The 23787-nt window shown below is 44.4% G+C and carries 19 protein-coding genes; 15 read left to right on the top strand and 4 right to left on the bottom strand.

From position 1 onward, the window contains the following. Window positions 1-2 precede the first annotated feature (2 nt). A complete protein-coding gene (locus tag MAR181_RS06290; RefSeq protein WP_013795765.1) occupies window positions 3-1952 on the top strand; it encodes a bifunctional diguanylate cyclase/phosphodiesterase in 1950 nt (649 codons plus the stop codon). Window positions 1953-1999: 47 nt separating this feature from the next. Here the strand turns inward: MAR181_RS06290 and MAR181_RS06295 are convergent, their stop codons facing one another. Continuing rightward, complete coding sequence (locus MAR181_RS06295; protein ID WP_013795766.1) at window positions 2000-2374, bottom strand: hypothetical protein; 375 nt, start codon at window positions 2372-2374, stop codon at window positions 2000-2002. A 140-nt stretch (window positions 2375-2514) separates the two neighbouring features. Between MAR181_RS06295 and MAR181_RS06300 the strand changes: the two genes are divergently transcribed. From MAR181_RS06300 to mobA, 14 genes are all read left to right on the top strand, one after another. Continuing rightward, window positions 2515-4812: a type I secretion system permease/ATPase gene (locus tag MAR181_RS06300; protein ID WP_013795767.1), complete on the top strand. Its 2298-nt coding sequence runs from the start codon at window positions 2515-2517 to the stop codon at window positions 4810-4812. Window positions 4813-4814: 2 nt separating this feature from the next. After that, window positions 4815-6143: an HlyD family type I secretion periplasmic adaptor subunit gene (locus tag MAR181_RS06305; RefSeq protein ID WP_013795768.1), complete on the top strand. Its 1329-nt coding sequence runs from the start codon at window positions 4815-4817 to the stop codon at window positions 6141-6143. Between the two features lie 106 nt (window positions 6144-6249). Beyond that, window positions 6250-6885: a response regulator transcription factor gene (locus MAR181_RS18460; protein WP_013795769.1), complete on the top strand. Its 636-nt coding sequence runs from the start codon at window positions 6250-6252 to the stop codon at window positions 6883-6885. A 245-nt stretch (window positions 6886-7130) separates the two neighbouring features. After that, the gene (locus MAR181_RS06315) at window positions 7131-7736 is read left to right on the top strand and encodes an ANTAR domain-containing response regulator (protein WP_013795770.1); all 606 of its coding nucleotides are present in this window, start codon (window positions 7131-7133) and stop codon (window positions 7734-7736) included. Then, window positions 7733-8929: a CmpA/NrtA family ABC transporter substrate-binding protein gene (locus tag MAR181_RS06320; RefSeq protein ID WP_013795771.1), complete on the top strand. Its 1197-nt coding sequence runs from the start codon at window positions 7733-7735 to the stop codon at window positions 8927-8929. The genes MAR181_RS06315 and MAR181_RS06320 overlap by 4 nt, the downstream gene beginning before the upstream one ends. 312 nt (window positions 8930-9241) lie before the next feature. After that, on the top strand, window positions 9242-10651 hold the full coding sequence (locus MAR181_RS06325) for a CmpA/NrtA family ABC transporter substrate-binding protein (RefSeq protein WP_013795772.1): 1410 nt from the start codon (window positions 9242-9244) through the stop codon (window positions 10649-10651). Window positions 10652-10731: 80 nt separating this feature from the next. Next, window positions 10732-11697: an ABC transporter permease gene (locus MAR181_RS06330; protein ID WP_013795773.1), complete on the top strand. Its 966-nt coding sequence runs from the start codon at window positions 10732-10734 to the stop codon at window positions 11695-11697. Between the two features lie 11 nt (window positions 11698-11708). Then, window positions 11709-12554, top strand: coding sequence for an ABC transporter ATP-binding protein (locus MAR181_RS06335; RefSeq protein WP_013795774.1), 846 nt, complete (start codon window positions 11709-11711; stop codon window positions 12552-12554). Window positions 12555-12572: 18 nt separating this feature from the next. Beyond that, complete coding sequence (locus tag MAR181_RS06340; RefSeq protein WP_013795775.1) at window positions 12573-13784, top strand: NAD(P)/FAD-dependent oxidoreductase; 1212 nt, start codon at window positions 12573-12575, stop codon at window positions 13782-13784. Window positions 13785-13825: 41 nt separating this feature from the next. Then, a complete protein-coding gene (gene nirB / locus MAR181_RS06345) occupies window positions 13826-16378 on the top strand; it encodes a nitrite reductase large subunit NirB (RefSeq protein WP_013795776.1) in 2553 nt (850 codons plus the stop codon). Between the two features lie 4 nt (window positions 16379-16382). Next, entirely contained in the window at window positions 16383-16718 is a 336-nt protein-coding gene (nirD, locus tag MAR181_RS06350; RefSeq protein ID WP_013795777.1) for a nitrite reductase small subunit NirD, read from the top strand. Between the two features lie 277 nt (window positions 16719-16995). Beyond that, entirely contained in the window at window positions 16996-19674 is a 2679-nt protein-coding gene (locus tag MAR181_RS06355) for a nitrate reductase (protein WP_013795778.1), read from the top strand. Further along, window positions 19671-20669, top strand: coding sequence for a glycosyl transferase family protein (locus MAR181_RS06360; protein ID WP_013795779.1), 999 nt, complete (start codon window positions 19671-19673; stop codon window positions 20667-20669). Before MAR181_RS06355 ends, MAR181_RS06360 begins: the two co-directional genes overlap by 4 nt. Window positions 20670-20672: 3 nt before the next feature. Beyond that, on the top strand, window positions 20673-21257 hold the full coding sequence (mobA, locus tag MAR181_RS06365) for a molybdenum cofactor guanylyltransferase (RefSeq protein ID WP_013795780.1): 585 nt from the start codon (window positions 20673-20675) through the stop codon (window positions 21255-21257). Here the strand turns inward: mobA and MAR181_RS06370 are convergent. The 3 genes from MAR181_RS06370 to purM are packed head-to-tail and all read right to left on the bottom strand — an operon-like array spanning window position 21240 to window position 23684. Continuing rightward, complete coding sequence (locus tag MAR181_RS06370) at window positions 21240-21962, bottom strand: DUF3108 domain-containing protein (protein WP_013795781.1); 723 nt, start codon at window positions 21960-21962, stop codon at window positions 21240-21242. The two genes, mobA and MAR181_RS06370, sit on opposite strands and share 18 nt — an antisense overlap. A gap of 13 nt (window positions 21963-21975) precedes the next feature. Further along, window positions 21976-22629, bottom strand: a complete 654-nt coding sequence (gene purN, locus MAR181_RS06375) for a phosphoribosylglycinamide formyltransferase (RefSeq protein ID WP_013795782.1) — start codon at window positions 22627-22629, stop codon at window positions 21976-21978. After that, a complete protein-coding gene (gene purM, locus MAR181_RS06380; RefSeq protein WP_013795783.1) occupies window positions 22626-23684 on the bottom strand; it encodes a phosphoribosylformylglycinamidine cyclo-ligase in 1059 nt (352 codons plus the stop codon). The genes purN and purM overlap by 4 nt, the downstream gene beginning before the upstream one ends. Window positions 23685-23787 lie beyond the last annotated feature (103 nt).

Consider the following 23787-nt stretch of genomic DNA (forward strand, 5'->3'; position numbering starts at 1 on the left):
GGATGACGCTGTTCCGCCAATTAATGTTAACCATAGTAGCCATTTTTTCAGTGATGCTGGCGGTGGTTATGGGGATCAACTTTAATACGACAAAGGGCTATTTGATTGGTCAACTGGAATCGACGACTCAAGATACCGCCACCTCCTTGAGTATGTCTGTGTCTGACTTCATGGCATTGGAAGACTATGCGTCAGTAAAAAGCAGCATGCATGCGGTATTTGATAGCGGTTATTTCTCCGAAGTGAAAATACACGTGTACGCCACTGAAAAAGATCTAGTTCGACAAAATGAGACCAAAATCGAAGGGGTCCCAAGCTGGTTTATTCATCTAATCGATTTTAAAGTGCCAGTTGCAAAAGCGGTTATTTCAAGTGGTTGGAATGAATTGGGACAAGTATATGTAACGGGTAGTGCAGGTTATGGTTATCAGCAGTTATGGCTGGCCTCACGTCATATTTTATTGTCGTTTTTTATTATTGGTTCCGTGACGTTAGTATTGGGCAGTATTGCACTGAGATATTTGTTCCAACCTTTGGCCGAGTTAGAAAAGCAGGCTGAAGCGATTCAACAGCGCCGTTTCATGAAGATGAAAAAGGTACCGAAAACACGAGAGTTAAGGTCGGTTGTGTTGTCTATGAATCGAATGGCGGAAAAGCTGGAAAAAGAATTCGCCGCCGAAGTGGAAACGGCACAATGGCTACAGGCCAAAGCGTTTAAAGACCCAGTGAGTGGTTTAGGCAATCGTCATTTCTTTGAGAGCAAGATGAAGTCGCATTTCTCTGAACCAGAAAGAGGCATTGATGGTCTGGCACTGATTGGCTTGGCTGATTTAGGAAAGTTGAACAATGAGCGAGGCTATGAATCGGCTGATATGTTTATTCAAGCGGCCGCCGATATTATAGAGAAAAAAGTATCCACCATTTCGTCTTTTGCGTTGCTCGCACGTTTGTCTGGTGCTGATTTTGTCTTGTTGATTCCTAACTTTGACCATGACCAGCTAAAGCAGCTGGTGGAAGCACTCATGACGGAGCTTTTAGAGCTGAATCAGTCTGATATTAGTTATTCTTCTTATGTCGGGAACATCGGAGCCGTCACCATTGATGCACAAGTCAGTAAAGGCAGTGCAATGGCACAGGCTGACGCTGCTCTTCGTGAGGCTAAGCGAGAAGGCAAAAATCTCGTTACAGTATATGACTTAAATACCAAAAAAGCTTTATCGATTAATCGTTCTGAATGGAAGAGAATTCTCGAAAACACCATTGCGAACAAAGCCTTTAGTTTGAAAAAGCAGGCCGTGTATGAATTGGCTGATCAAGATAAAGTTCTGCATGAAGAGGTGTTTATGGGGGTGAACCATGATGGTAAAGAGTTCCATGCGGGCTTTTTTATTGGCTTAGCGGAGCAATATCACCTCACGTCAAAAATTGATCAGGTCATCATCAATAAAGCCGTGGAAGTGATTACAAGCAAAAAAGCCACTACGCCGTTAACCATAAATTTGTCAGGTTCTTCTTATCATGATGAAGCGTTTATAACTTGGCTGGATAAGACTCTGTCAAATCTCGATGAGGCTGTGCGTGCTTTGCTGGTTTTTGAAATTTCGGAGCAGAGCGCCATTGCGGATGAGGAAGGGGCGCTTGTACTGGCTAAAATTCTGAAAAATCGTGCCATCGTATTTGGAATTGATAATGTCGGGAAGCAATTCTCGGCCTTCCAATATTTGAAAGTATTGATGCCAGATTATGTGAAAGTAGATTCCTCTTATACGCGAATGGCGGCCGGTAAAGAGTCAGAGTCCTTTTTCTTACACAGCTTATGTAAAATGTTTAACAGTTTGAACATTGAAGTGATTGCTACAGGCATCGAGAATGAAAAGCAACTTAGGGCGTTACAAAGATTTGATGTGCTAGGTGGACAAGGTTATGCATTAGGTCGTGCTGAACCCATGTAAAGATGATATGGTCTTTCAGGTAAATGGCCTCTCTGTGTTAAGAGTGATTAAATAAATGAATCACCATTCGAATCGGTTAAGTTGTCACTGTCTGATATTAAGCTTTCGTCATGACTATTGTGGACGCCACGTACCCATTTCCGGCTGAGCAGTTTCTTTTGTGCGGCCATTGGGAGTTCGGTGAATTGAATGATTCGCTTCTCTGAAAGAAGGTCAATTAAGTCTTCCAGTACACGCATCATGTCGCTGTCTGAGTTCGTCAGCATTTCTTGCGTATTATTGTTATCACTGGCGGTGAATTTTTTTTCTAGAATTTTAGCTACAGAGGGTTCATTGGGAGCCACTAACAAGCCGTATTCCTCAGATTGGGAAGTCGCAACGTCTACTATGTCACCGTTTTCGTTAAGCTTTGCGTAGAGCATCTTGGGGTCCTATGTTTGTTTAAATTTGTATTGGAAGGTCTTGTTAACTTCCCATCTTAGCTGAGAACTACTATTCTAGTCTAAAACTTACATCCTGTTGGTTTTAAATTGTTTTTTTGTTTACCTAGGAGAATTGGAGTATGTCTGGCTCGGATCGTTCAGAACAGAACTCTTCACCGTCCCATCAAGAAGAGCGTCATCATTCGGACGACATGACAACGGACCACTCGGCCCCTTCTGTGGCAGAGGGCACTAGTGTAGATGAAGCAGATACGGATACTCAGAAGTCGCAGTGGCAAACCGCAGCCACCATACTGGCTTACCCCAACCCTTTATTAGATTGTCTGGTGTTATTAAGCCGTTATTTTAATAATCCTTATACCTCTGATGCGATTGCGGCAGGCTTGCCTATTACCGATGATTTGATGACACCGGAATTGTTTTTACGGGCATCAAAACGAATTGGATTAAGTTCAAAGTTTGTAAAGCGAAAATTATCTAAAATTCCTCAAATGGTGTTACCGACCGTATTGCTGTTAGATGATCAACAAGCCTGCGTCCTTTTGGAAATCAACGATGCGGCAGGAACTGCAAAAATTTTGCGTTCTGAATCTGGGGAAGGTGAAATCAACTTATCGATATCGGAATTAGAGGCGTCTTATACCGGGTACTGTTTTTTTGTTAGGCCCGTTTACCAATTTGATAAACGGGCACAAAAGCCGGACGAAGCCAAGCAGAAAAAAGGCCATTGGTTTTGGGGGACTGTGTTAGGGTCTTGGCGGATTTATCGCGATGTTTTTATTGCTTCACTGTTAATTAACATGTTTGCAGTTGCCAGCCCTCTGTTCGTTATGAATGTTTATGATCGAGTAGTGCCTAATAATGCGTTTGATACTTTATGGGTATTGGCCATTGGTGCGGCGGCCGTGTATATTTTTGATTTTCTATTGCGCATGCTCAGAGCGTATTTTATCGATATTGCCGGTAAAAAATCCGACATCTTAATTTCAGCCTCGATCTTTTCCAGAGTGAACAACATCACCATGGCGTCTCGGCCTAAGTCGGTGGGGGCGTTTGCGAAAAACTTGCAAGAGTTTGAGAGTATTCGTGATTTTATTACTTCCGCGTCCATTACCACCTTAGTAGACATTCCTTTTATGTTTTTAATCGTTGGGGTGATTTGGCTAATAGGTGGTCCTGTTGGTTACATTCCTATTGTCACCATAGCCTTGATTTTGATTTACAGCATCATCATTCAAATACCACTCAAACGTTCCATTGAAGAAAGCCAGAAAACAGCATCACAGAAAAACGCGGTCTTGATTGAAAGCTTGTATAACGCTGAGAGTGTGAAATTAAACAATGCGGAAGGTGTATTGCAAAAACAATGGGAAAATGCCGTCGGTAATATCGCTGACTGGGGGGTTAAGACGCGACAACTGTCTCAGTCTACTTCTTCATTTGCCATGGTTGCGCAGCAGCTCACCACAGTGGTGATCGTGATTGTCGGAGTGTATCAAATTTCAGAAGGTCTAATGAGTATGGGGGCGCTCGTGGCGGCTGTCATGCTAACGGGACGTGCCCTTGGACCTATGGCGCAAGTTGCCAGTTTAGCGACACGCTATAACCAAGCTAAGTCTGCATTTGGTTCATTAAATGAAATCATGTCGTCACCCGTAGAGAACCCTGATGACACTAAGTTTGTGCATCGACCTGTATTTAAGGGAGAGTTTCAATTTGATGCGGTCAATTTCTCTTACCCTGACCAAGATCAGGCGGCTGTGACCGATATTAATATTAATATCAGGCAAGGGGAAAAAGTCGCCATTATCGGGCGTATTGGTTCGGGGAAATCGACACTGGGTAAGATGATGACTGGCTTATATACGCCAAGTAGTGGTGCGATTCGTGTCGATGGTGTGGACCTCCGACAAATTAATCCTACAGACTTGCGTCGTAATGTTGGTTCGGTATCGCAAGACGTCAACCTGTTTTATGGTTCAATCAAAGACAATATCGTTATGGGTGCGCCTTATATGGAAGATGACGCGATCATTCGTGCTGCTGAGCTATCAGGCGTGTCTGAATTTGCGAACCGCCGCTCAAATGGTTTGGACAGCTTAGTGGGGGAACGAGGTGTATTACTGTCTGGTGGTCAACGTCAGAGTATTGCGATTGCAAGGGCGTTATTATTTGACCCACCGGTTCTTATTTTAGATGAACCTACGGCGTCGATGGACAACACCACAGAAGCCAGAATGAAGCGACGTTTGATGGAGGGGTTGCAAGACAAAACCCTGATACTGATTACTCATAAAGCCTCCATGCTTGATATGGTAGATCGTATCATCGTTATGGATAATGGCCGTTTAATTGCAGATGGTCCAAAAGCGCAAGTACACGAAGCGCTCCGTCAAGGCAAGCTGAAGGTAAGTTAATTATGAGTAAGCGTACGGTTTCACAAAGTGATTTAGGGTATTTATCAGATCGAAATGCCGCCTTGATGCTAAAAACACCAAAAGGTGGGCGTATCATCTTATGGGTCATTTTTATCTTTATTATGTCGGCGCTAATTTGGGCCTATTACACATCATTAGACGAAGTCACTGTCGGTGAGGGTAAAGTGATTCCTTCTAGTCAAGTTCAGCAAATTCAGAACTTGGAAGGCGGAATCTTAAAAGAAATTAACGCCAAAGTGGGTCAGGTAGTGAATTCTGGTCAAATCTTAATGACCATTGAGAATACGGAGGCCTTATCTTCACTGCGAGAACAACAAGCTGAGTTCATTAACTTACAGGCTAGAGCGGCTCGATTACAAGGTGAGTCCTCTGGAAGAGCGCCGGTATTTGATGAGGCGTTGCGAAACAATCATCCGTCTGTAGTGAATCGTGAAATGGATTTATACAGTAATCGTTTAGAATCGCTGCGTACTAATCAAGTTGGCTTTGAGCAGCAGATCGAGCAAAAGAAACAAGAAATTGTGGAAATGCAGGCGAAGCTGGATAACCTCAAACAAGGTTATGAGTATTCAAAAGAAGAATTGGCGCTAACACGTCCAGCGTTTGAACAAGGAGCGGTATCGCGAGTCGAATTGCTTCAGCTTGAACGAGAAGTGAATCAATTACAGGGTGAGTTAGAAGCGACTCAGTTGGCGATCCCTCGTGCTCGTTCTGCGCTGCGAGAGGCGCAAAGTAAGTTAGATGAAAGTGTGGCTAAGTTTCGCGCCGATGCACAAGAAGAATTAACCAATGTGCGCAGTAAGTTAGATCAGCTTCGCGAGGCGAGCGTGTCTTTGGAAGATAAGGTGTCCAGAACGCAAGTGCGTTCGCCCGTAAAAGGCATAGTGAAGCAGATTCAAATTAATACGGTGGGTGGTGTGATTAAGCCGGGTATGAATATGATGGAAATCGTACCTATTGAAGACTCCTTATTGATTGAAGCTAAGGTGCGTCCAGAAAACATTGGTTTTATTCAACCGGATTTGCCCGCCGTAGTGAAATTGTCCGCTTACGACTTTGCTATTTTTGGTGGATTGGATGGCACAGTTGAAAATATTAGTGCGGACACCATTCTTGATGAAGAAGGGAACAGTTTTTATCTAGTGCGAGTGAGGACAGACAAGAACTTTTTGGGTACTAAGGAAGCGCCTTTGCCAATTATTCCCGGTATGCAATCCAGTGTGGACATTATTACTGGGAAAAAGACCTTATTGGATTATTTATTGAAGCCGATTCTGAAAGCCAAGCAGAATGCACTTCGTGAGAGATGATTACAAAAAAATTAGTTTTCATCTTATTGTGATAACAAATGTTAACAACCATATTTTATAAGCTAGATACAATGTCTGCGATGTAACAAACTTAACGAGATTGATTTTGAAGATTTTGTGTTGGAATACAGACGATGCTGTTTGGGCGCATTGGCTAAAAATTGTCCCAGCCATTGCTGAGCTTGTCCGTGTTGACAGCTTAGAGGCGTCACGTCGTGCGCTGATTGAGTCCCAACAAACATTTCAATACTGCTTTGTGTACTTAGCAGATGAGACATTTTCAAGCCAAGTGGAAGAGGTCGTCGCCTTAAAGTCTGAGTTTTTAGATCATAATATGGTGGTGTTTCCAAACCAAGCTAGTCAGCAAGCTGCATTACGTCTTTTCTCCATTGGTGTTAATGGTCAATGTGCTCCTTACATTGGGGAAGAGCAATTGTCTTTGGTGTTGTCGGTTATCGATTCGGGCGAAATCTGGGGTGGTAAAGCCTTTATTCAGCAATTAATTAGTCAATCAGCGGAACAAATCAATCAACCTTCTGTGCAAATGGATGGTTTGTCTGAGCGCGAAATGGACGTGGCGCGTTATATCGCAGAAGGGCTTTCGAATAAACAGGTGGCAACTCAAATGGCCATCACCGAAAGGACAGTGAAAGCCCACCTTACGTCTATTTTCAAAAAAACAGAGACTCGTGATCGTCTTGCTTTAGCATTAAAAGCAAAAAGTCATTTTTTAGTGCAGTGATACTTTCCAAATGAAAAGGTGCACCGGTTTTGCGCCTTTTTTTAACGTTTTTCCCTTCTTACTGTGTTGTATTCCACATAATGTCGCTCTTTTTGCGTTTGGTTATGCTCCGACATGAATACTTATCTTATCTGTTAAGCCATATATCAGCCTTATTTCAGTTAGATTTTTTTGTTTATGTACCTTAGTGGCGCATATATTGCTTCATACATTGAAATTCAGCTTGTATAGGTAGAGAGTGCACCATGTCTGCGCCCCCAAAGAATGAATTAACCGTAATGTTGGTTGATAATGAACCTGCCCGAGCGGCGATTGTTGAACAAGCTATGTTAGATAGTGGCTATCGTGTTATTCGTCGCCTAGAAAATGCGCTGAATTTAAGCCAAGCGGTAATGGAATGTCAGCCTGATATGGTGATCATTGATATTGAATCCCCTGATCGAGATATGTTGGAGAATATGTCTCGTCTCACACAAGATAACCCAAGACCCATTGTGATGTTTGCTGAAGAAGACGACTCAAGACATGTTGAAGCAGCGATTCGTGCAGGGGTTAGTGCTTATGTTGTCGACGGAGTAAACAGCGGCAGTGTAAAGGCGATTTTACAAGTTGCAATCGCGCGTTTTAGGGAGTTTCATGCACTGCGATCAGAACTTGAAACAGTAAAAACTCAGTTGGAAGATCGTAAGCTAATTGATAAAGCAAAAGGGTTGATTATGAAGCATCAACAGTGTGATGAGCCCGCGGCTTATCAGGCCCTCAGAAAATTAGCGATGGATCGCAGTCAGAGAATGACAGAAGTGGCTCGTAATATCATTTCAGTGATGGAAATTATGGAGGCTTCTAAATGACTTCAACGGTAAATAATTCTTTAGAATCCCAACAAGCGGTGCGTATCGGCTTTATTCCCTTAATTGATTGTGCGCCTTTTGTTATAGCAAAAGAGAAAGGTTTTTTTGCCGACGAAGGGGTTGCTGTTGCGTTATCAAAAGAAGCTTCTTGGGCCAGTATTCGCGATAAAGTAACGTTTAATATTTTGCAGGGTGCACATATGTTGGCATCCATGCCAATTGCCGCCAGTCTTGGTGTAGGGACATTAAAAACTGCCATGCAAACCAGTTTTACTGTGAGTCACAATGGTAACGGTATAACGGTCGGCAATGCTTTGTATGAACAGCTGACGAAATGGGTGACGCAAAGCAATGATATCCGCAATGGTGTGGCCCTTAAGCGCTACATTGAGGATCGTGCAAAGCATAATAAACCATTGCTTCGCTTTGCCGTGGTTTACCCTTACTCCTCTCACAATTATCAACTCAGAGATTGGTTGGCTCGTGCCGGCATTGACCCGGATGAAGAGGTTCAAATCCTTGTCATTCCTCCGGTGAAAATGATCGACAGTCTTAAGGCGGGAGACATAGATGGTTATTGTGTTGGAGAGCCTTGGAACAGTTTGGCCGTTGAGGCTGGAGTTGGTCATTTACTGGTGACGGGGTATGAAATTTGGGGAAGCACACCGGAAAAAGTATTTGGTGTGAATTCCACTTGGGCTGAGCAGAATGAATTGACACATCTGGCTGTTATTCGGGCCTTAGAGAAGGCTTGTGAATGGGTTGATAACCCAGATAACCAGAATGAGTTGTTGAGTATTTTAAGTCATCCGGATTATCTAAATTGCAGTGTTGAACAATTGGTCTATGGTTTTAGTGCCATTAAACCAAAAGGGCAATTTGATTGGCCGATGGAGGCTTATCAGCGTTTTTCAGGCCGAGAGATTAATCGACCTTTGCCCAGTTACGCCTTGTGGATTATGGGGCAGATGCATCGCTGGCATCAGCTGTCTGAAGCGTCTAATTTAAATACGATGGCGGAACAAGTGTATCGTCAGGACATTTATGAACACGCCTTGGGAGACCATGATCAAGATTTACAATGGCATTTAACCTCATCGCAAGAATCCACTTGGTTAGAGGATATTGCGAATGGAAGGGTGAGTTTACACCCGAAAGGCATTCATAAAGGGTTTATAAAATCAGACGATTAAAAGGTTATTTTATGGTGCGCTGTGCCAGATTTGAGAGCAACATTATGCTTGTTACTGGACGATTGAAGAATCTATGATATACGAAATCTAGTAAAATCAATTGATTGCATGTTTTGGCATGTATTATGCTTTATTTTTGATATTGATAGATTATCAACTTAAAATTTTGGTGAAGTGAGCAATGATGCTGACTATCACCCACAGGATTGAAGGCTCAATGTAGAGTCGTTTATGAATGGCAAAGGTGCCTGCGAACACACAATTGTGTGATTTGCATGCGCCTTTTTTTGTGTCTTAAAGCGGAGAGTGAAAATGAATTTAAAGTCTTTAGAGACGGTTTTACGGTTACCTAATTTAATAGGGTTAGCGAGAAATTCTACGGCCACTTTATTATTAAGTTCTGTTCTGGTGTCTGGTGCCGCTCAAGCGGAATTAGATTACCCAGAAAAAGAAGAGTTGAAATTCGGTTTTATCAAATTGACCGATATGGCTCCTCTGGCGATCGCTTATGAAAAAGGCTATTTCGAAGATGAGGGGCTATATGTCACTCTAGAAGCACAAGCCAATTGGAAGGTGCTGTTAGACCGAGTGATTGATGGTCAATTAGATGGTGCGCACATGCTAGCAGGTCAGCCATTGGGAGCGACAATTGGTTACGGTACTAAGGCGCATATTATTACAGCATTTAGCATGGATCTAAATGGTAACGGTATTACCGTCTCAAATGATGTTTGGGAAGAGATGAAACCCAATATCGCTCAAGGAGCAGACGGTAAGCCGGTTCACCCTATTAGTGCGAGTGCCTTAAAACCTGTCGTGGACCGCTACCGTTCAGAAGGTAAGCCGTTCAACATGGGCATGGTATTCCCCGTCTCAACTCACAATTATGAATTGCGCTATTGGTTAGCAGCAGGTGGAATTCACCCAGGTTATTACGCACCTGCAAAAGGTGACACCAGTGGCCAAATCGATGCCGATGCTATGTTATCAGTAACACCACCACCACAAATGCCCGCGACAATGGAAGCCGGAACCATACATGGCTACTGTGTTGGTGAACCTTGGAACCAGCAAGCAGTATTTAAAGGCATTGGTGTGCCTGTGATCACTGACTACGAGATCTGGAAAAACAACCCAGAAAAAGTATTTGGTGTAAGCAAAGGGTGGGCTGATGAGTACCCAATTACTCATATTCGCGTAGTCAAAGCCATGATACGTGCGGCTAAGTGGTTAGACGAAAACAACAATGCTAACCGCCCAGAAGCGGTGGAAATCCTATCGAAAAGCCAATATGTTGGCGCGGATTACGATGTCATAGCGAACAGCATGACAGGAACATTTGAGTATGAAAAAGGCGATAAGCGTGACGTGCCTGACTTTAATGTTTTCTTCCGTCATAACGCCACCTATCCTTATTACAGTGATGCGATTTGGTATCTGACTCAAATGCGTCGTTGGGGGCAAATCGCAGAGCCTAAATCTGATGAGTGGTTTATGAAAACGGCGAAAGAAGTCTATCGTCCTGATATCTACGCGCAAGCGGCTGAGTCTTTGATTGAAGATGGCCTGATGCAAGCGTCAGATTTCCCTGCCTTTGATAAAGAAGATGGCTTTAAAGCACCACAAAGTGACTTTATTGACGGCATTACTTATGACGGTAAGCGTCCGAATGATTACTTAAAAAGCTTTCAGATCGGCCTGAAAGGCGATGATCAGATTTAAAGACTTATTGAGCTGCGGGCCTATTTGGCCCGTTGCAACATAAGTGAGTTAGCCGTTTTACAAATAGCAGGAATATCGCCATGTCAGATTTATCCATTCACTCTTTAAAGGAAAAGCTGGAGCAGGTCTCTCTCAAAAGTCTTCTGCTGCCTATGTGTGGAATCATCATTTTTGTCATGCTCTGGCAGGTTGGCGCTAGCCGAGTACACACCTCTTTGGGGGTGTTTCCTGGGCCAGCTGTAGTGTATGAGCAATGGGGCAACCTGATTAGCGAGCATCAAAATGAAAGAGTAAAAGAGCAGCGTTTTTATGAGCGTCAGGAAGATAGAATCGCCAAACGCCAAGCGAAAGACCCAAGTTATGTTGGTAAAATACGTTCTTACACTGGGAAGCCAACATTTTTTGACCAAATTTTCACCAGTCTTTATACCGTATTGGCAGGCTTTGGTTTGGCATGCCTGATTGCGATTCCACTTGGCATTTTGATTGGTTTGAATAATGCGGTTTACAGTGCGCTAAACCCTGTCATTCAAGTCTTCAAGCCTGTATCACCACTTGCCTGGTTACCACTTGTCACCATGGTAGTAAGTGCGACCTATGTATCCGATGACCCAATCTTCTCTAAATCCTTCTTAACCTCCATGTTTACCGTGACCTTGTGTTGTATGTGGCCGACCTTGATCAATACGGCCGTTGGTGTGGCGGCCGTTGAGAAAGATTTACTGAACGTGTCCAAAGTACTGCGTCTTGGCTGGTTCACGCATGTGATGAAAATTGTCATCCCATCAGCAATTCCTCTTATGTTTACCGGTTTAAGGTTGTCTTTGGGGATTGCTTGGATGGTGTTGATCGCGGCTGAAATGTTGGCTCAAAACCCTGGTCTAGGTAAGTTTGTGTGGGATGAATTTCAAAACGGTAGTTCGAACTCGTTAGGTAGAATCATGGTCGCAGTGTTGATGATTGGTTTTATCGGCTTTTTATTAGATAGGGCCATGTTAATGGTTCAGCGTTTTGTTTCTTGGGATAAAACGCAGATTTTACGTTAAGGAGAATCACCATGGCGACACATTTAGACATCAGTCATGTATCCATTGAGTTCCCAACCAAGAAAGGCTCTTTTAAAGCCTTAGATGGTGTGAATTTAAAAATTGCACAAGGGGAGTTTGTTTCTCTCATTGGTCACTCAGGTTGTGGTAAGTCCACGGTATTGAACATTGTTGCTGGCTTGTATGACGCAACAGAAGGTGGTGTTTTATTAGATGGGAAAGAGGTGAAAGGGCCTGGGCCTGAGCGTGCGGTGGTGTTTCAAAATCACTCGCTGTTACCTTGGCTGACGTCCTATCAAAACGTCGAACTGGCGGTAAAGCAGGTGTTCAAGAAGAGTAAATCGAAAAAAGAAATGCATGATTGGATTATGCATAACTTGGATTTAGTGCATATGACACATGCGGCGGATAAACGACCAGATGAAATTTCTGGTGGTATGAAGCAGCGAGTTGGTATTGCACGAGCCTTGGCAATGGAACCAAGCGTGTTGCTGATGGATGAACCTTTTGGTGCCTTGGATGCCTTAACCCGAGCACATTTACAAGATTCTTTGATGGAAATTCAAAAAGACCTAAACAACACAGTGATTATGATTACCCATGATGTGGATGAGGCTGTTTTACTGTCTGATCGTATTGTGATGATGACCAATGGTCCTGCGGCCACCATAGGGGAGATTTTAGAGGTGGATTTACCTCGCCCTCGTGACCGTTTGGCGTTGGCAAATGATCCGAAGTATGTTGATTATCGCGCTCAAGTACTGACTTTCTTGTACGAAAAACAACGCAAGGTGGAACCCATTACAGGGACGGCTAAAAACAGCGCGCCAAACACAAGTAAAGTGGCCAGTGCCTGAACATAGGATTTTATTGTGATGCGCATTGTGATTATCGGAGCCGGGATGGCTGGCAGTAAATTGGCGGAGGAATTACTGCTTAAGCAGCCCCAGACATACAAAATCACTTTGATTGGAGAAGAGTCTAAAGCCGGTTACAACCGTATTATGCTGTCCTCTCTGTTAGCGAATGAAATTACTCCAGAAAATATGGCATTGGTGAATGTACAAGCCATGCAACAGTCTGGGCTTGAAATGATAACGGGGGATGCCGTACAGGCGCTGCAGCTGCCAAAACAACAAGTTCAGTTGGCCAGTGGTCGAATGATTCAATACGACAAATTGATCTTAGCCACTGGGTCAAAAGCACGAATCTTACCAATCGAAGGAACCGATGCAGCTAATGTGATGGGGTTTCGTACATGGCAGGACGTAGACAGCATGATGGACTTGCCAGAGGCTCAGTCGGTTAGTGTGATTGGTGGTGGTTTATTAGGTTTAGAGGCCGCTGTTGGGTTGGTTAAACGAGGTCATAAGGTGACTGTGTTTCATCGTAGTGGTTATTTATTAAACCGACAATTGGATGAAGCCGCTGCACAGTTGCTGCAAACTCGACTCGAAAGCATGGGGATCGAATTTAGACTGGGCGAGTCACCACAAGGCTTGATCAAACATGTTTCTGGTCAAGTGAATGGATTACAACGACCAAATGGTGAAATACAAGAAACCGATTTGGTGGTCATGGCCGCTGGGATTGTGCCTGAAATTGCTTTGGCAAAGCAGGCCGGTTTGCATACCGAACAAGCCATACAAGTAAATGAGCAGATGGCAACGTCCCATGCTGATGTGTTTGCTATTGGTGAATGCTGCGAATTTCAACAGCATACCTTTGGTCTAGTGGCGCCGATTTGGTCACAGATCGCTGTATTGGTTGACGTTTTGTCTGACCAGAAAGCTGAGTTTTCGATTCAACCAACGCCAACCAAGTTAAAAGTGTCCGGAGTAAATGTCTTTTCTGTTGGGCAGATTCAGCCAAAGAAAAATGATCATTGTTTGATTTATCAAGATGTCGGGACAAATCAATATCGCAAACTAGTGGTCAATGAAGGCCTACTGGTTGGTGCAATTCTTTATGGCAATGTCGCCGATGGTAGCTGGTATTTTCAGCTGATTCAAAACAAGACGAATGTTTCTGACCAGCTTGATCGGTTGATCTTTGGTGAAGCTTATTGTCAAAGCAAAGTAGCGTAATTTGGCTGCTTGGAATCATGATTCCGAATAGGAGAGAGTAAATGTCGATGCATACTCAAACAACGCATAAACCACATTTGGTCGTTGTGGGAAACGGAATGGTTGGGCACCATTTCGTAGAGCAATTACTAGCGCAAGGTGGGCAACACACTTTTGATATCAGTGTTTTCGGTGAAGAGCCTCATTTGGCCTATGATCGAGTGCACTTGAGTGAATATTTTACTGGTAAAGTAGCGGCTGACCTGGCGATGACGGATGGTCGTTTATACGACGAAAATGGGGTTCGTTACTTTACGAATAGTCAGGTGGTTGGAATTGATCGAGACGCCAAGCAATTGACTTTGGCGTCGGGTAAGACCTTAGGCTATGACAAGTTGATATTGGCCACCGGTTCCTATCCTTTTGTGCCACCTATGCCGGGTCACGATAGAGACAATACCTTTGTATATCGTACCTTAGAAGACCTAGATGCGATTCGTGACTGTGCGAAGAAAGTGACTCGTGGCACAGTGGTTGGTGGCGGTTTACTAGGACTGGAAGCGGCTAATGCCTTAAAAAATCTGGGATTAGAAACCAGTGTGGTGGAGTTTGCCCCTCGTTTAATGCCAGTGCAATTAGATGAGGCGGGTGGTCAGGTCTTGAAAGAGATGATCGAAGGGCTTGATGTGGCCGTTTATACCGCAACAGCAACACAGGAAATCGTTGACGGTGACGCCGCATTCCATCGAATGAACTTTGCGGATGATCAGTTTATTGAGACAGATTTGATTCTATTTTCAGCTGGTATTCGACCACAAGATGCTTTGGCCAGGCAGTCAGGTTTAGAGTTGGGTGAGCGTGGTGGTATTTGCATTAACAATGATTGCCAAACCAGTGATAACAGTATTTATGCCATTGGTGAATGTGCGCTTTGGAATGGTCGTATTTATGGCCTAGTGGCACCAGGTTACAGTATGGCAAAAGCAGCGGTCGCACATTTATTGGGAGAAACTGGCAAAGCCTTTATGGGCGCTGACATGAGTACGAAACTTAAATTATTGGGTTGTGATGTGGGTTCCATTGGTGATGCTCATGCCCAGACTCAAGGGTGCAAAGTCTTTGTTTACCAAGATGAGTTAACGCAAAGCTATCGCAAGATGGTGGTCTCTGAAGACGGTAAAAAACTGCTGGGTGCCGTTCTGGTGGGTGACAACAGCTACTACGATACCTTGTTGCAATATTATCTCAATGGCATTGATTTACCTGATAAGGCCTCTTCTCTGATTTTACCCAGTATGGATGGTGCGCCAGCCGCTTTAGGGGTGGACGCATTGCCTGCCACGGCGTCAATTTGTAGCTGTCATAATGTGACGAAACAAGATATTAATGATGCTGTTTGTGCCGGCGCTTTATCGGTCGGCGATGTAAAAGGTGTGACCAAAGCGGCCACGGGGTGTGGTGGCTGTGCCGCGTTATTGAAAAAAGTCGTAGACAACGAGTTACTGGCGTTGGGCGTCGAAGTCAGTACGGATATTTGTGAGCACTTTGCTTATACCCGTCAAGACTTATACAACCTAATCAAGGTCGAAGGCATTCAGACCTTTGCTGAATTGTTAAGCAAGCACGGTAAAGGCCATGGTTGCGAAATTTGTAAACCTGCTGTCGGTTCGATTTTAGCCTCGGTCTGGAACGATTATGTGTTGAAAAAAGAGCACATTGGTTTGCAAGACACGAACGATCGTTTTTTGGCAAATATGCAGAAGGATGGTACCTATTCCATTGTGCCACGTATTCCGGGTGGGGAAATTACGCCTGAGAAACTCATAGTGTTGGGACAGGTGGCAAAAGATTACAGCCTATACACTAAGATTACGGGCGGGCAGCGAATCGATTTATTTGGCGCGACCTTATCGCAATTACCCGAAATATGGGAAAAACTCGTTGCGGCCGGATTCGAGACAGGCCAAGCGTATGGCAAGTCGTTGCGTACGGTGAAGTCTTGTGTAGGTAGCACATGGTGTCGTTTTGGGGTGAATGACAGTATGACCATGGCGATTGATTTGGAGAATCGTTACAAGGGGTTAAGGTCGCCCCATAAAATCAAATTTGCAGTGTCTGGTTGTACTCGAGAATGTGCGGAAGCACAGAGTAAAGACATTGGTGTGATTGCCACCGAAGGTGGGTGGAACCTCTATGTTTGTGGTAATGGTGGTATGAAACCTCGTCATGCGGATCTTTTTGCCACGGATTTAGACGATGAGACTCTAGTGAAATACATCGACCGAGTGCTGATGTTTTACACTAAAACAGCCGATCGATTACAGCGAACATCGGTTTGGATGGAGAGCTTAGACGGTGGCTTGGAGTATCTGAAGGAAGTGGTTATCGAAGACAAATTAGGACTGTGTGCTGAATTGGAAGCGAGCATGCAAAATGTTGTCGATACCTTCCAGTGCGAGTGGAAAAAAACACTCCAAGATGAACAAGCGTTGAAGAATTTTCGACAGTTTGTGAACTTTGAGGGTGAGGATAGTAATGTGGTATTCGTTGAGGAAAGGAATCAGTTACGACCCGCGACGGAAGATGAAAAGCAGCTGATTGCTAAGGTAGGTTAATGATATGACGACGCGGTGGACAGTATTATGTGAACAAGCCGATTTGATTGAAGGCGCGGGGATTGCTGCCATGTTAGATGGACAACAGTTGGCGTTATTTTATGTCCCTGAATCTGAGCAAAAAGTGTTTGCCATCAGTAATTGGGATCCAATAGGGAAGGCAAACGTCTTGTCTCGAGGATTATTAGCAAATTTGAAAGACCAGTGGTCCGTTGCCAGTCCTCTTTATAAGCAGCATTATGAATTGTTGTCTGGACAATGCCTTGAAGAAGAGGGTGTGCAGATACCAACTTGGTCGGTGAAATTGGAAACGGGTAAAGTCTTAGTGGCCTGTGAGTGATCCTTCATAGACCTCTAAGGCCACTCTTTGCACTTAAATGGTGCCAATTTGGCATTAGGTATGAGGCAAGGTTTGAGCTTGAATCACCTGAAGCCCTGTTATGATGTTTTTATTCTACTTGGCCTGTTAATTGCTTAGTTATAAGTAACTGATGCACCTTGAGCCAAAGTTGGTTTACTAATAAAGCAATCAGATATTACAAAAGGCAACGAAGCCCAATCACTCTATTAGAGTGGTTGGGCTTTTTTTGTCTTCGACAAAAGTAAAGGATGAGAATATGGCTCAGGCTTTTCAAAAAACAACCTGTCCTTACTGTGGTGTTGGCTGTGGTGTGAATATGGTTTTGCCGAGTGCAGATAATGACCCTGTTCCACCAGTGTCGGGGGATGAAATGCACCCGGCAAACTTTGGTCGATTGTGCGTTAAAGGGAGCAGTTTGGCGCAAACATTGATTGATCATGATAGGTTGCTTACGCCAAGTATTCACGGGCACTCGGCTTCTTGGGATGAGGCTTTAGACACCATTAGTGACAAGATTGCTCAAGTGGTAAAAGACCATGGTCCTGATGCTTTTGCATTTTACTTGTCGGGTCAAATCCTGACGGAAGATTATTATGTGGCTAATAAGTTAGCGAAAGGTTTTATTGGTACGGCAAACGTCGACACGAATTCAAGGTTATGCATGGCGTCAGCTGTGGTGGCTTATAAGCGTGCGTTTGGATCAGACACAGTACCTTGTTGCTATGAGGACTTAGAGTGCTGCGATTTACTCATTATGGTGGGGTCTAATGCAGCCTGGACGCACCCTGTTTTATATCAGCGTATTGCGGCGGCCAAGCAAAAGCGGCCTCATATGAAGGTGGTAGTGATCGACCCCCGCCAAACGGCGACATGTGATATTGCCGATCTACATTTAGCAATTAAACCGGGTTCAGATGCTGCAATTTTTTCTTACTTATTGTGTCATTCTGATCGCGCTAATGTACTAGATCATAGTTATATGGCGGATTCGACATCCGGTTTTGATGACGCATTGAAATGCGCATATGAGGCAACGCCAAGTTTGTCGTCCACTGCAGACTTTTGCGGTGTGCCTGAAGAACATTTAACCCTCTTAGCTAATTGGTGGGCAGATATTGATAAGACGGTGACTTTTTATTCACAAGGCATTAATCAGTCTTCATCTGGCGTGGATAAATGCAACGCCATTATCAACTGTCATCTTGCAACGGGCCGAATTGGTAAAGCGGGTGCTGGTCCTTTTTCCATTACCGGACAGCCAAATGCCATGGGCGGACGGGAAGTAGGCGGGTTAGCCAATCAATTGGCCGCCCATATGGATTTTGCGACACCGGGAGCCCGAGATCTGGTACAGCGCTTTTGGCAAGCTCCAAATATGGCGAGTGAAAATGGTTTGAAAGCGGTCGACTTATTTCAAGCCATGGAGGCAGGCAAGATTAAAGTAGTGTGGATTATGTCCACTAACCCCATGGTGAGTATGCCGGATACCGCTCAGGTAAGACGGGCATTGGAAAAGTGTGAGTTGGTGATTGTCAGTGATTGCAAGAACAATACTGATACCACCACCATGGCTGACATCTTATTACCCGCAACGGGCTGGAGTGAAAAAAACGGCACGGTGACCAATTCTGAGCGGCGTATTTCTCGTCAACGGGGTTTGTTACCCGCACCGGGGGAGGCCAGGCATGATTGGTGGGCGATTTGCGAAGTCGCGAAAAAGCTTGGTTTTCAATCAGCGTTTGACTACCAAGGGGCGCATGATATTTTTGTGGAGCATGCGGCGTTATCGGCGTTTGAGAATGATGGCACACGGGATTTTGATATCGGTCACTTTCATTCTATGACTCAAGCAGAGTATGACACCCTAGTGCCTGTTCAATGGCCTGTGCCGAAAGGTCAGCCGGAGGGCACTAAACGTATGTTTACGGATGGTCAATTTTTCACATCGGATCGTAAGGCGCATTTTATTCCTATTACGCCAGTGCTTCCTCAGCAAGCTAGTAATCAAGAGTGGCCTTATGTGCTTAACACAGGGCGGGTTCGAGATCAGTGGCATACCATGACAAGAACGGGAGATGCCGCTTCTCTAGCTCGTCATACCAATCAACCCTATGTTGAAATTCATCCTCGTGATGTGAAGGCGCTTGGTCTTCAGGATCAAGGCTTAGCGCGTTTAGTGAGTCCTTCTGGGCAAGCTATTTTAAAGGTAAAGACAAGCCGTGCAACGTCGCCAGGGCAAGTGTTTGCACCTATTCATTGGACGCAAGCGTTTGCGAATGCGTCTGTGGTGTCCAATTTGATTCCACAAGTTGTTGATCCATTGTCTGGGCAACCAGAATCTAAGCATGCTGTGATTCGACTAGAAGCCATTGCTAAGAAGGTTTTGTTTGGTTCCATACTATCAAGACAGACGTTGGACTTATCGGACTTTTTATATTGGTGTCGTATTCCGTCTGAGCATGGCTTTTATTATGAAGTGGCATTGTCGAGTGCGGCTGACGTTGAAAAAACGGTACGGAATTTAACCTTGCAAACGGGGTTGTCAGAGCACTGGTTGGAGTATCAAAACCCGTTATCCGGGCAATCTAGAATGGCTTGGCTGGAAGAGGATCAACTGGCGTTGTTGTTATATTGGCACAGCAAACCAAACAATTTAAGCATGGATTGGTTGGTGACCAAACTGGCTCCTGATAGCCGTGTTTTGGAACAGGAAAGGTTAGCGATCTTGGCGGGAAGTTTGGCTCAAGCGGAAGATAAGGGCGAAATCATTTGTTCCTGTTTTCAAGTGGGTAGTAAACAAATTCAAAAGGCCGTGGCAGAGGGTGTCGGCTCTGTGGCTGAGTTGGGCTCGCAATTAAAGTGTGGCAGTAACTGTGGCTCCTGTATACCTGAGCTAAAACAATTTATCCCCAGTGACGTGGAGAAAAGCGCATGAGTGAAGCATTTAAACCATTTATTCAAGTGCTTGGACGAGGTAAAAAAGGTGCCCGAAGTCTCACCTCGAAAGAAGCCGAACAGGCGATGATGATGATGTTAAATGATCAAGTCGCAGCAGAGCAATCAGGGGCTTTTTGGATGCTAATTCGAATTCGAGAGGAGACAGTTGAAGAAACAGTTGGCTTTACACGGGCAACGCGGCGCTTCTTACGAGAACAAAACCCATTAGTGCAGGCGGTTGATCTTGATTGGCCCGCTTATGCGGGTAAACGTAACGAATTACCTTGGTTTTTGTTGTCTGCCCTGGCCTTAGCAAATGCGGGTGTTCGTATTGTGATGCACGGTCACGCGTTTGATGAAGAAGAGCGGATTTATGTCAATCAAGTATTAACAGCTTTAGATCTTGCAACTTGTTCCTCGGTTGAGGAGGTAAATCAAACGCTTAATGAGCAAGCGTTTGCCTACATAGATTTAATAAACATACACCCTATGTTAGGGAAAATGATGAATTTGAAATATCAACTGGGTTTGCGTTCGCCAGTGAATACCGTTGTTCGAATGATGAACCCATTTTCCGCTTCCCACAGTCTACATGGGGTGTTTCATCGTGGTTATGATGCATTGCATCTATCCGCTTGCGAGCAATTACAGGATCCTTCTGTACTGGTTTTTCGAGGTGGTAATGGGGAAGCAGAAGTTAATCCTGAACGTGAAGTGACCTTAGGAAAATGGCAAGACAATCAATCGAGCTGGATGGTTTGGCCCAAAGCTGAACAAAGTTATAAACGACTTAAAGACAACCTAGATTTATCCCGTTTGGTGGATCATTGGTGTGGCGAGACAGTTGACCCATTTGGCGAGCAAGCCGTGCGTCAAACGCTCGCGGCCGTCGTCGGTTTGTTGTACAAATTAGACTCTCATCAAGCTTGTTTGGCATTAGCGGATGAAATTTGGTCTAATCGATCTTTACCCTGGCTGAAAAAAGCGAATTAAAGCATGGAAATAACATCGATTACTGGTGCTGTCTTAGCGGGCGGTAAAGGGGAGCGTGTATCAGGGCAGGACAAAGGCTTACTGTCATTCCGTGATGAGCCAATGGCGGTGCATGTCATTCGAGCTCTGCAGCCTTCTGTTGATCGTATACTGATAAATGCTAATCGCCATCTGGTTGAATATCAAGAAATGGGTTATGAGTTACATTCAGATGCTGAGTCAGTTTGCGACAAGGGCCCATTGGCCGGTCTTTACTCTTGTTTGGCAGTATCGAAAAGCTCGCATCTTATGGTGTCGCCATGTGATACCCCTTTGATTACGGCCAGCGTTTTTGAGTCTTTACTAGAAGCGGCAAGTGCCTCCCCAGATAAAATTCATTATTTGCAGGATGATAAAGGTCGTCATCCATTGCACGCTATCATGCCAGTGGCATCCAGTTTATTTGCTTTAGATGTGTTTTTGAGTCAACAAGACAAGCTGGCTGTCATGGCGTTTTATGAGTCGTTTGGTTGCCAGTCTGTTCATATTGACTCTGGTGAGACATTGAGGAACTTCAATACCTGGGCAGATTTACAGGCGTTTGAATGAGTCTATATCAAGGTGATAGGACTCGCCATCTTCTTTGTGCTCCAATTTAACGAGCAAATAATCCAGCTTAGGCACAAACCAAAAAGAGGTTAGCTTGCCTTTGCTTAGGTTGTCTGTGCGGATCATTTTGATGGCGGATAAACGACCCAGCTTGGTGTTTATGGTTTCCATCTTCTCGCGTTTGAATTGCCAGTTTTTGATGTAGCCACCATCCGCAATGAGGTAATCGAACTCGTTCTTTCCTTGCTTTAAATCCTGGCGAATTTGCAATTGGATAGACAATTTGTCTAAGGTATTCGGGCGAATGGATAAATTCCAAGGTTTTTCTTCTACATCGTTACGCACCAGTTGTTTCTTCCAGTCAAAGGTAAGAGTGGCTTTGCGAGTTTTGCCCAACACCTTACTTTTGTACTGATATTTGGTGGGAATAATTTGATGGTCTCTAACGTAAAACTGCGAACTTTCATTGAGAGAAGCAATTAGGCTGTCGGCTGAAAAAGCAAACTCCCACATATCACCTGTTTGCTTAGAAAGTGTTTGCTTGCCTTCCACTTTTAGGCTGATGCCTTTTTTCCAAACCGTGCTGTAAACAGCTGAATAGGCTTCTAGAAAAGGGGCTTTTTCCGTTGCTGCAGCGGAGTAAGAAAGCATAGGAATGGACATAAAAGCGGCAATAAACCAGATTGATATTTTATGAGTCCCCATGCTTTCTCCTTTTTTAGGTTAGGCCTGGATGATAAAGAATGCCTGTCTCAGACAAGGGGGTGTCATCCAAATGGGCCGTACCGTATTTTAATGTCAGTCGATTTTCGCTAAACCATTTCACGGCCAGTGGATAAATAACATGCTCAAGAGCATGCACTTTATCGGCTAGACTGCTTGCGGTCTCATCTGTCTCTATCTTTGTGCTGGCTTGTACTATCACCGCGCCAGCATCCAATTCTGAGCTGACAAAATGCACAGAGACACCATGTTCTTGTTCCTTGGCATCTATGGCTCTTTGGTGTGTATCCAAACCTTTAAATTTTGGCAGTAAAGACGGATGAATATTGAGCATTCTACCTTCATAATGTTTCGTAAAGGTTTCAGTCAATATCCTCATAAAACCAGCCAGTATCACGAGCTTAGGTTGGTACTGATCGATTGTCTGTTGCAGTGCTTCATCAAATGCTTCGCGACTGGTGAACGCCTTATGGTCTAGAGCATGGGTGGGAATTCCCACTTTTTGAGCTCTTTCTAATCCAAAAGCATCGGCTTTATTACTGATCACGGCTTTGATATCGATGTCCAGTTTGCCTTGCAAGCTTTGATCAATCAAAGCTTGCAAGTTACTGCCACTGCCTGAAATCAAGACAATGACTGGAAAGCTCATGCGTTCGACTCTAGATCAGAAATCAGCACATCTTTACCGTCTTGACGTGGGCAAATTTCACCAATGATCCAGGCTTGTTCACCCTCAGCTTGAAGAAGGTTTAATGCTTCTTCTGCTTTGTCTGCATTGATGCACAATACCATGCCGACACCGCAGTTTAGAACTCGGTACATTTCTTCTTGCTCGACATTTCCTTGTTCTTGAAGCCAATCAAACACAGCAGGACGTTTCCAGCTATTGGCATCAATTTTGGCAGCCGCATCTTCTGGCAAAACACGAGGGATATTTTCCAACAAACCGCCACCAGTAATGTGAGCAAGAGCATTAACCTGAACGCTTTCCATCAATTTTAGGATAGATTTTACGTAAATGCGTGTCGGTGCCATAAGCGCATCTTTCAGTGCGACACCGTCGATGTCTGTGTTCAGATCCGCTTGGCTGACTTCTAAGATTTTACGGATTAAAGAGTAACCGTTTGAATGAGGGCCAGACGAACCAAGCGCGATCAGTTTGTCACCCGCTTTGACTTGACTGCCGTCGATGACATCCTCTTCTTCCGCGACGCCAACACAAAAACCTGCTAGATCGTAGTCACCATCATGATACATACCAGGCATTTCAGCGGTTTCACCACCCACTAGGGCACAACCTGCTTGTAAACAACCTTCACCAATACCAGTCACCACATTGGCCGCCACGTCGATATCCAATTTTCCTGTTGCATAGTAATCAAGGAAAAGCAAAGGCTCAGCACCGGCTACGACAAGGTCGTTAACACACATTGCCACAAGGTCAATGCCAATGGTGTCGTGTTGATTTAAGTCCATTGCAAGACGCAGCTTGGTACCCACACCGTCTGTGCCAGAGACCAAAACCGGTTTTTTGTATTTTGTTGGTAAACGAGTGAGGGCCCCGAATCCGCCTAAACCACCCATTACCTCTGGGCGGCGAGTCTTTTTGCTAACGCCTTTGATGCGTTCAACAAGTTGGTTGCCAGCGTTGATGTCTACGCCTGCGTCTTTATAACTAATCGATGGTTTGTCCGACTTGGTCATTGCCTATGCCTTATCATGGTACGAGGAAAAAAAGGCATTTTACCATAGTGACACATTAGGGCTATGGTTCTTTGCGATTAAGACAGTAGAATAGACAAAATAA

Source organism: Marinomonas posidonica IVIA-Po-181, assembly GCF_000214215.1.
In the GTDB taxonomy this organism is placed as follows: Bacteria; Pseudomonadota; Gammaproteobacteria; order Pseudomonadales; family Marinomonadaceae; genus Marinomonas; species Marinomonas posidonica.

What these genes read in the sequence shown, in the direction of transcription:
- MAR181_RS06290 (WP_013795765.1), top strand. Translation starts at nt 3, where the DNA reads ATGACGCTGTTCCGCCAATTAATGTTAACCATAGTAGCCATTTTTTCA.
- MAR181_RS06295 (WP_013795766.1), bottom strand. Translation starts at nt 2,374, where the DNA reads ATGCTCTACGCAAAGCTTAACGAAAACGGTGACATAGTAGACGTTGCG.
- MAR181_RS06300 (WP_013795767.1), top strand. Translation starts at nt 2,515, where the DNA reads ATGTCTGGCTCGGATCGTTCAGAACAGAACTCTTCACCGTCCCATCAA.
- MAR181_RS06305 (WP_013795768.1), top strand. Translation starts at nt 4,815, where the DNA reads ATGAGTAAGCGTACGGTTTCACAAAGTGATTTAGGGTATTTATCAGAT.
- MAR181_RS06315 (WP_013795770.1), top strand. Translation starts at nt 7,131, where the DNA reads ATGTCTGCGCCCCCAAAGAATGAATTAACCGTAATGTTGGTTGATAAT.
- MAR181_RS06320 (WP_013795771.1), top strand. Translation starts at nt 7,733, where the DNA reads ATGACTTCAACGGTAAATAATTCTTTAGAATCCCAACAAGCGGTGCGT.
- MAR181_RS06325 (WP_013795772.1), top strand. Translation starts at nt 9,242, where the DNA reads ATGAATTTAAAGTCTTTAGAGACGGTTTTACGGTTACCTAATTTAATA.
- MAR181_RS06330 (WP_013795773.1), top strand. Translation starts at nt 10,732, where the DNA reads ATGTCAGATTTATCCATTCACTCTTTAAAGGAAAAGCTGGAGCAGGTC.
- MAR181_RS06335 (WP_013795774.1), top strand. Translation starts at nt 11,709, where the DNA reads ATGGCGACACATTTAGACATCAGTCATGTATCCATTGAGTTCCCAACC.
- MAR181_RS06340 (WP_013795775.1), top strand. Translation starts at nt 12,573, where the DNA reads ATGCGCATTGTGATTATCGGAGCCGGGATGGCTGGCAGTAAATTGGCG.
- nirB (WP_013795776.1), top strand. Translation starts at nt 13,826, where the DNA reads ATGTCGATGCATACTCAAACAACGCATAAACCACATTTGGTCGTTGTG.
- nirD (WP_013795777.1), top strand. Translation starts at nt 16,383, where the DNA reads ATGACGACGCGGTGGACAGTATTATGTGAACAAGCCGATTTGATTGAA.
- MAR181_RS06355 (WP_013795778.1), top strand. Translation starts at nt 16,996, where the DNA reads ATGGCTCAGGCTTTTCAAAAAACAACCTGTCCTTACTGTGGTGTTGGC.
- MAR181_RS06360 (WP_013795779.1), top strand. Translation starts at nt 19,671, where the DNA reads ATGAGTGAAGCATTTAAACCATTTATTCAAGTGCTTGGACGAGGTAAA.
- mobA (WP_013795780.1), top strand. Translation starts at nt 20,673, where the DNA reads ATGGAAATAACATCGATTACTGGTGCTGTCTTAGCGGGCGGTAAAGGG.
- MAR181_RS06370 (WP_013795781.1), bottom strand. Translation starts at nt 21,962, where the DNA reads ATGGGGACTCATAAAATATCAATCTGGTTTATTGCCGCTTTTATGTCC.
- purN (WP_013795782.1), bottom strand. Translation starts at nt 22,629, where the DNA reads ATGAGCTTTCCAGTCATTGTCTTGATTTCAGGCAGTGGCAGTAACTTG.
- purM (WP_013795783.1), bottom strand. Translation starts at nt 23,684, where the DNA reads ATGACCAAGTCGGACAAACCATCGATTAGTTATAAAGACGCAGGCGTA.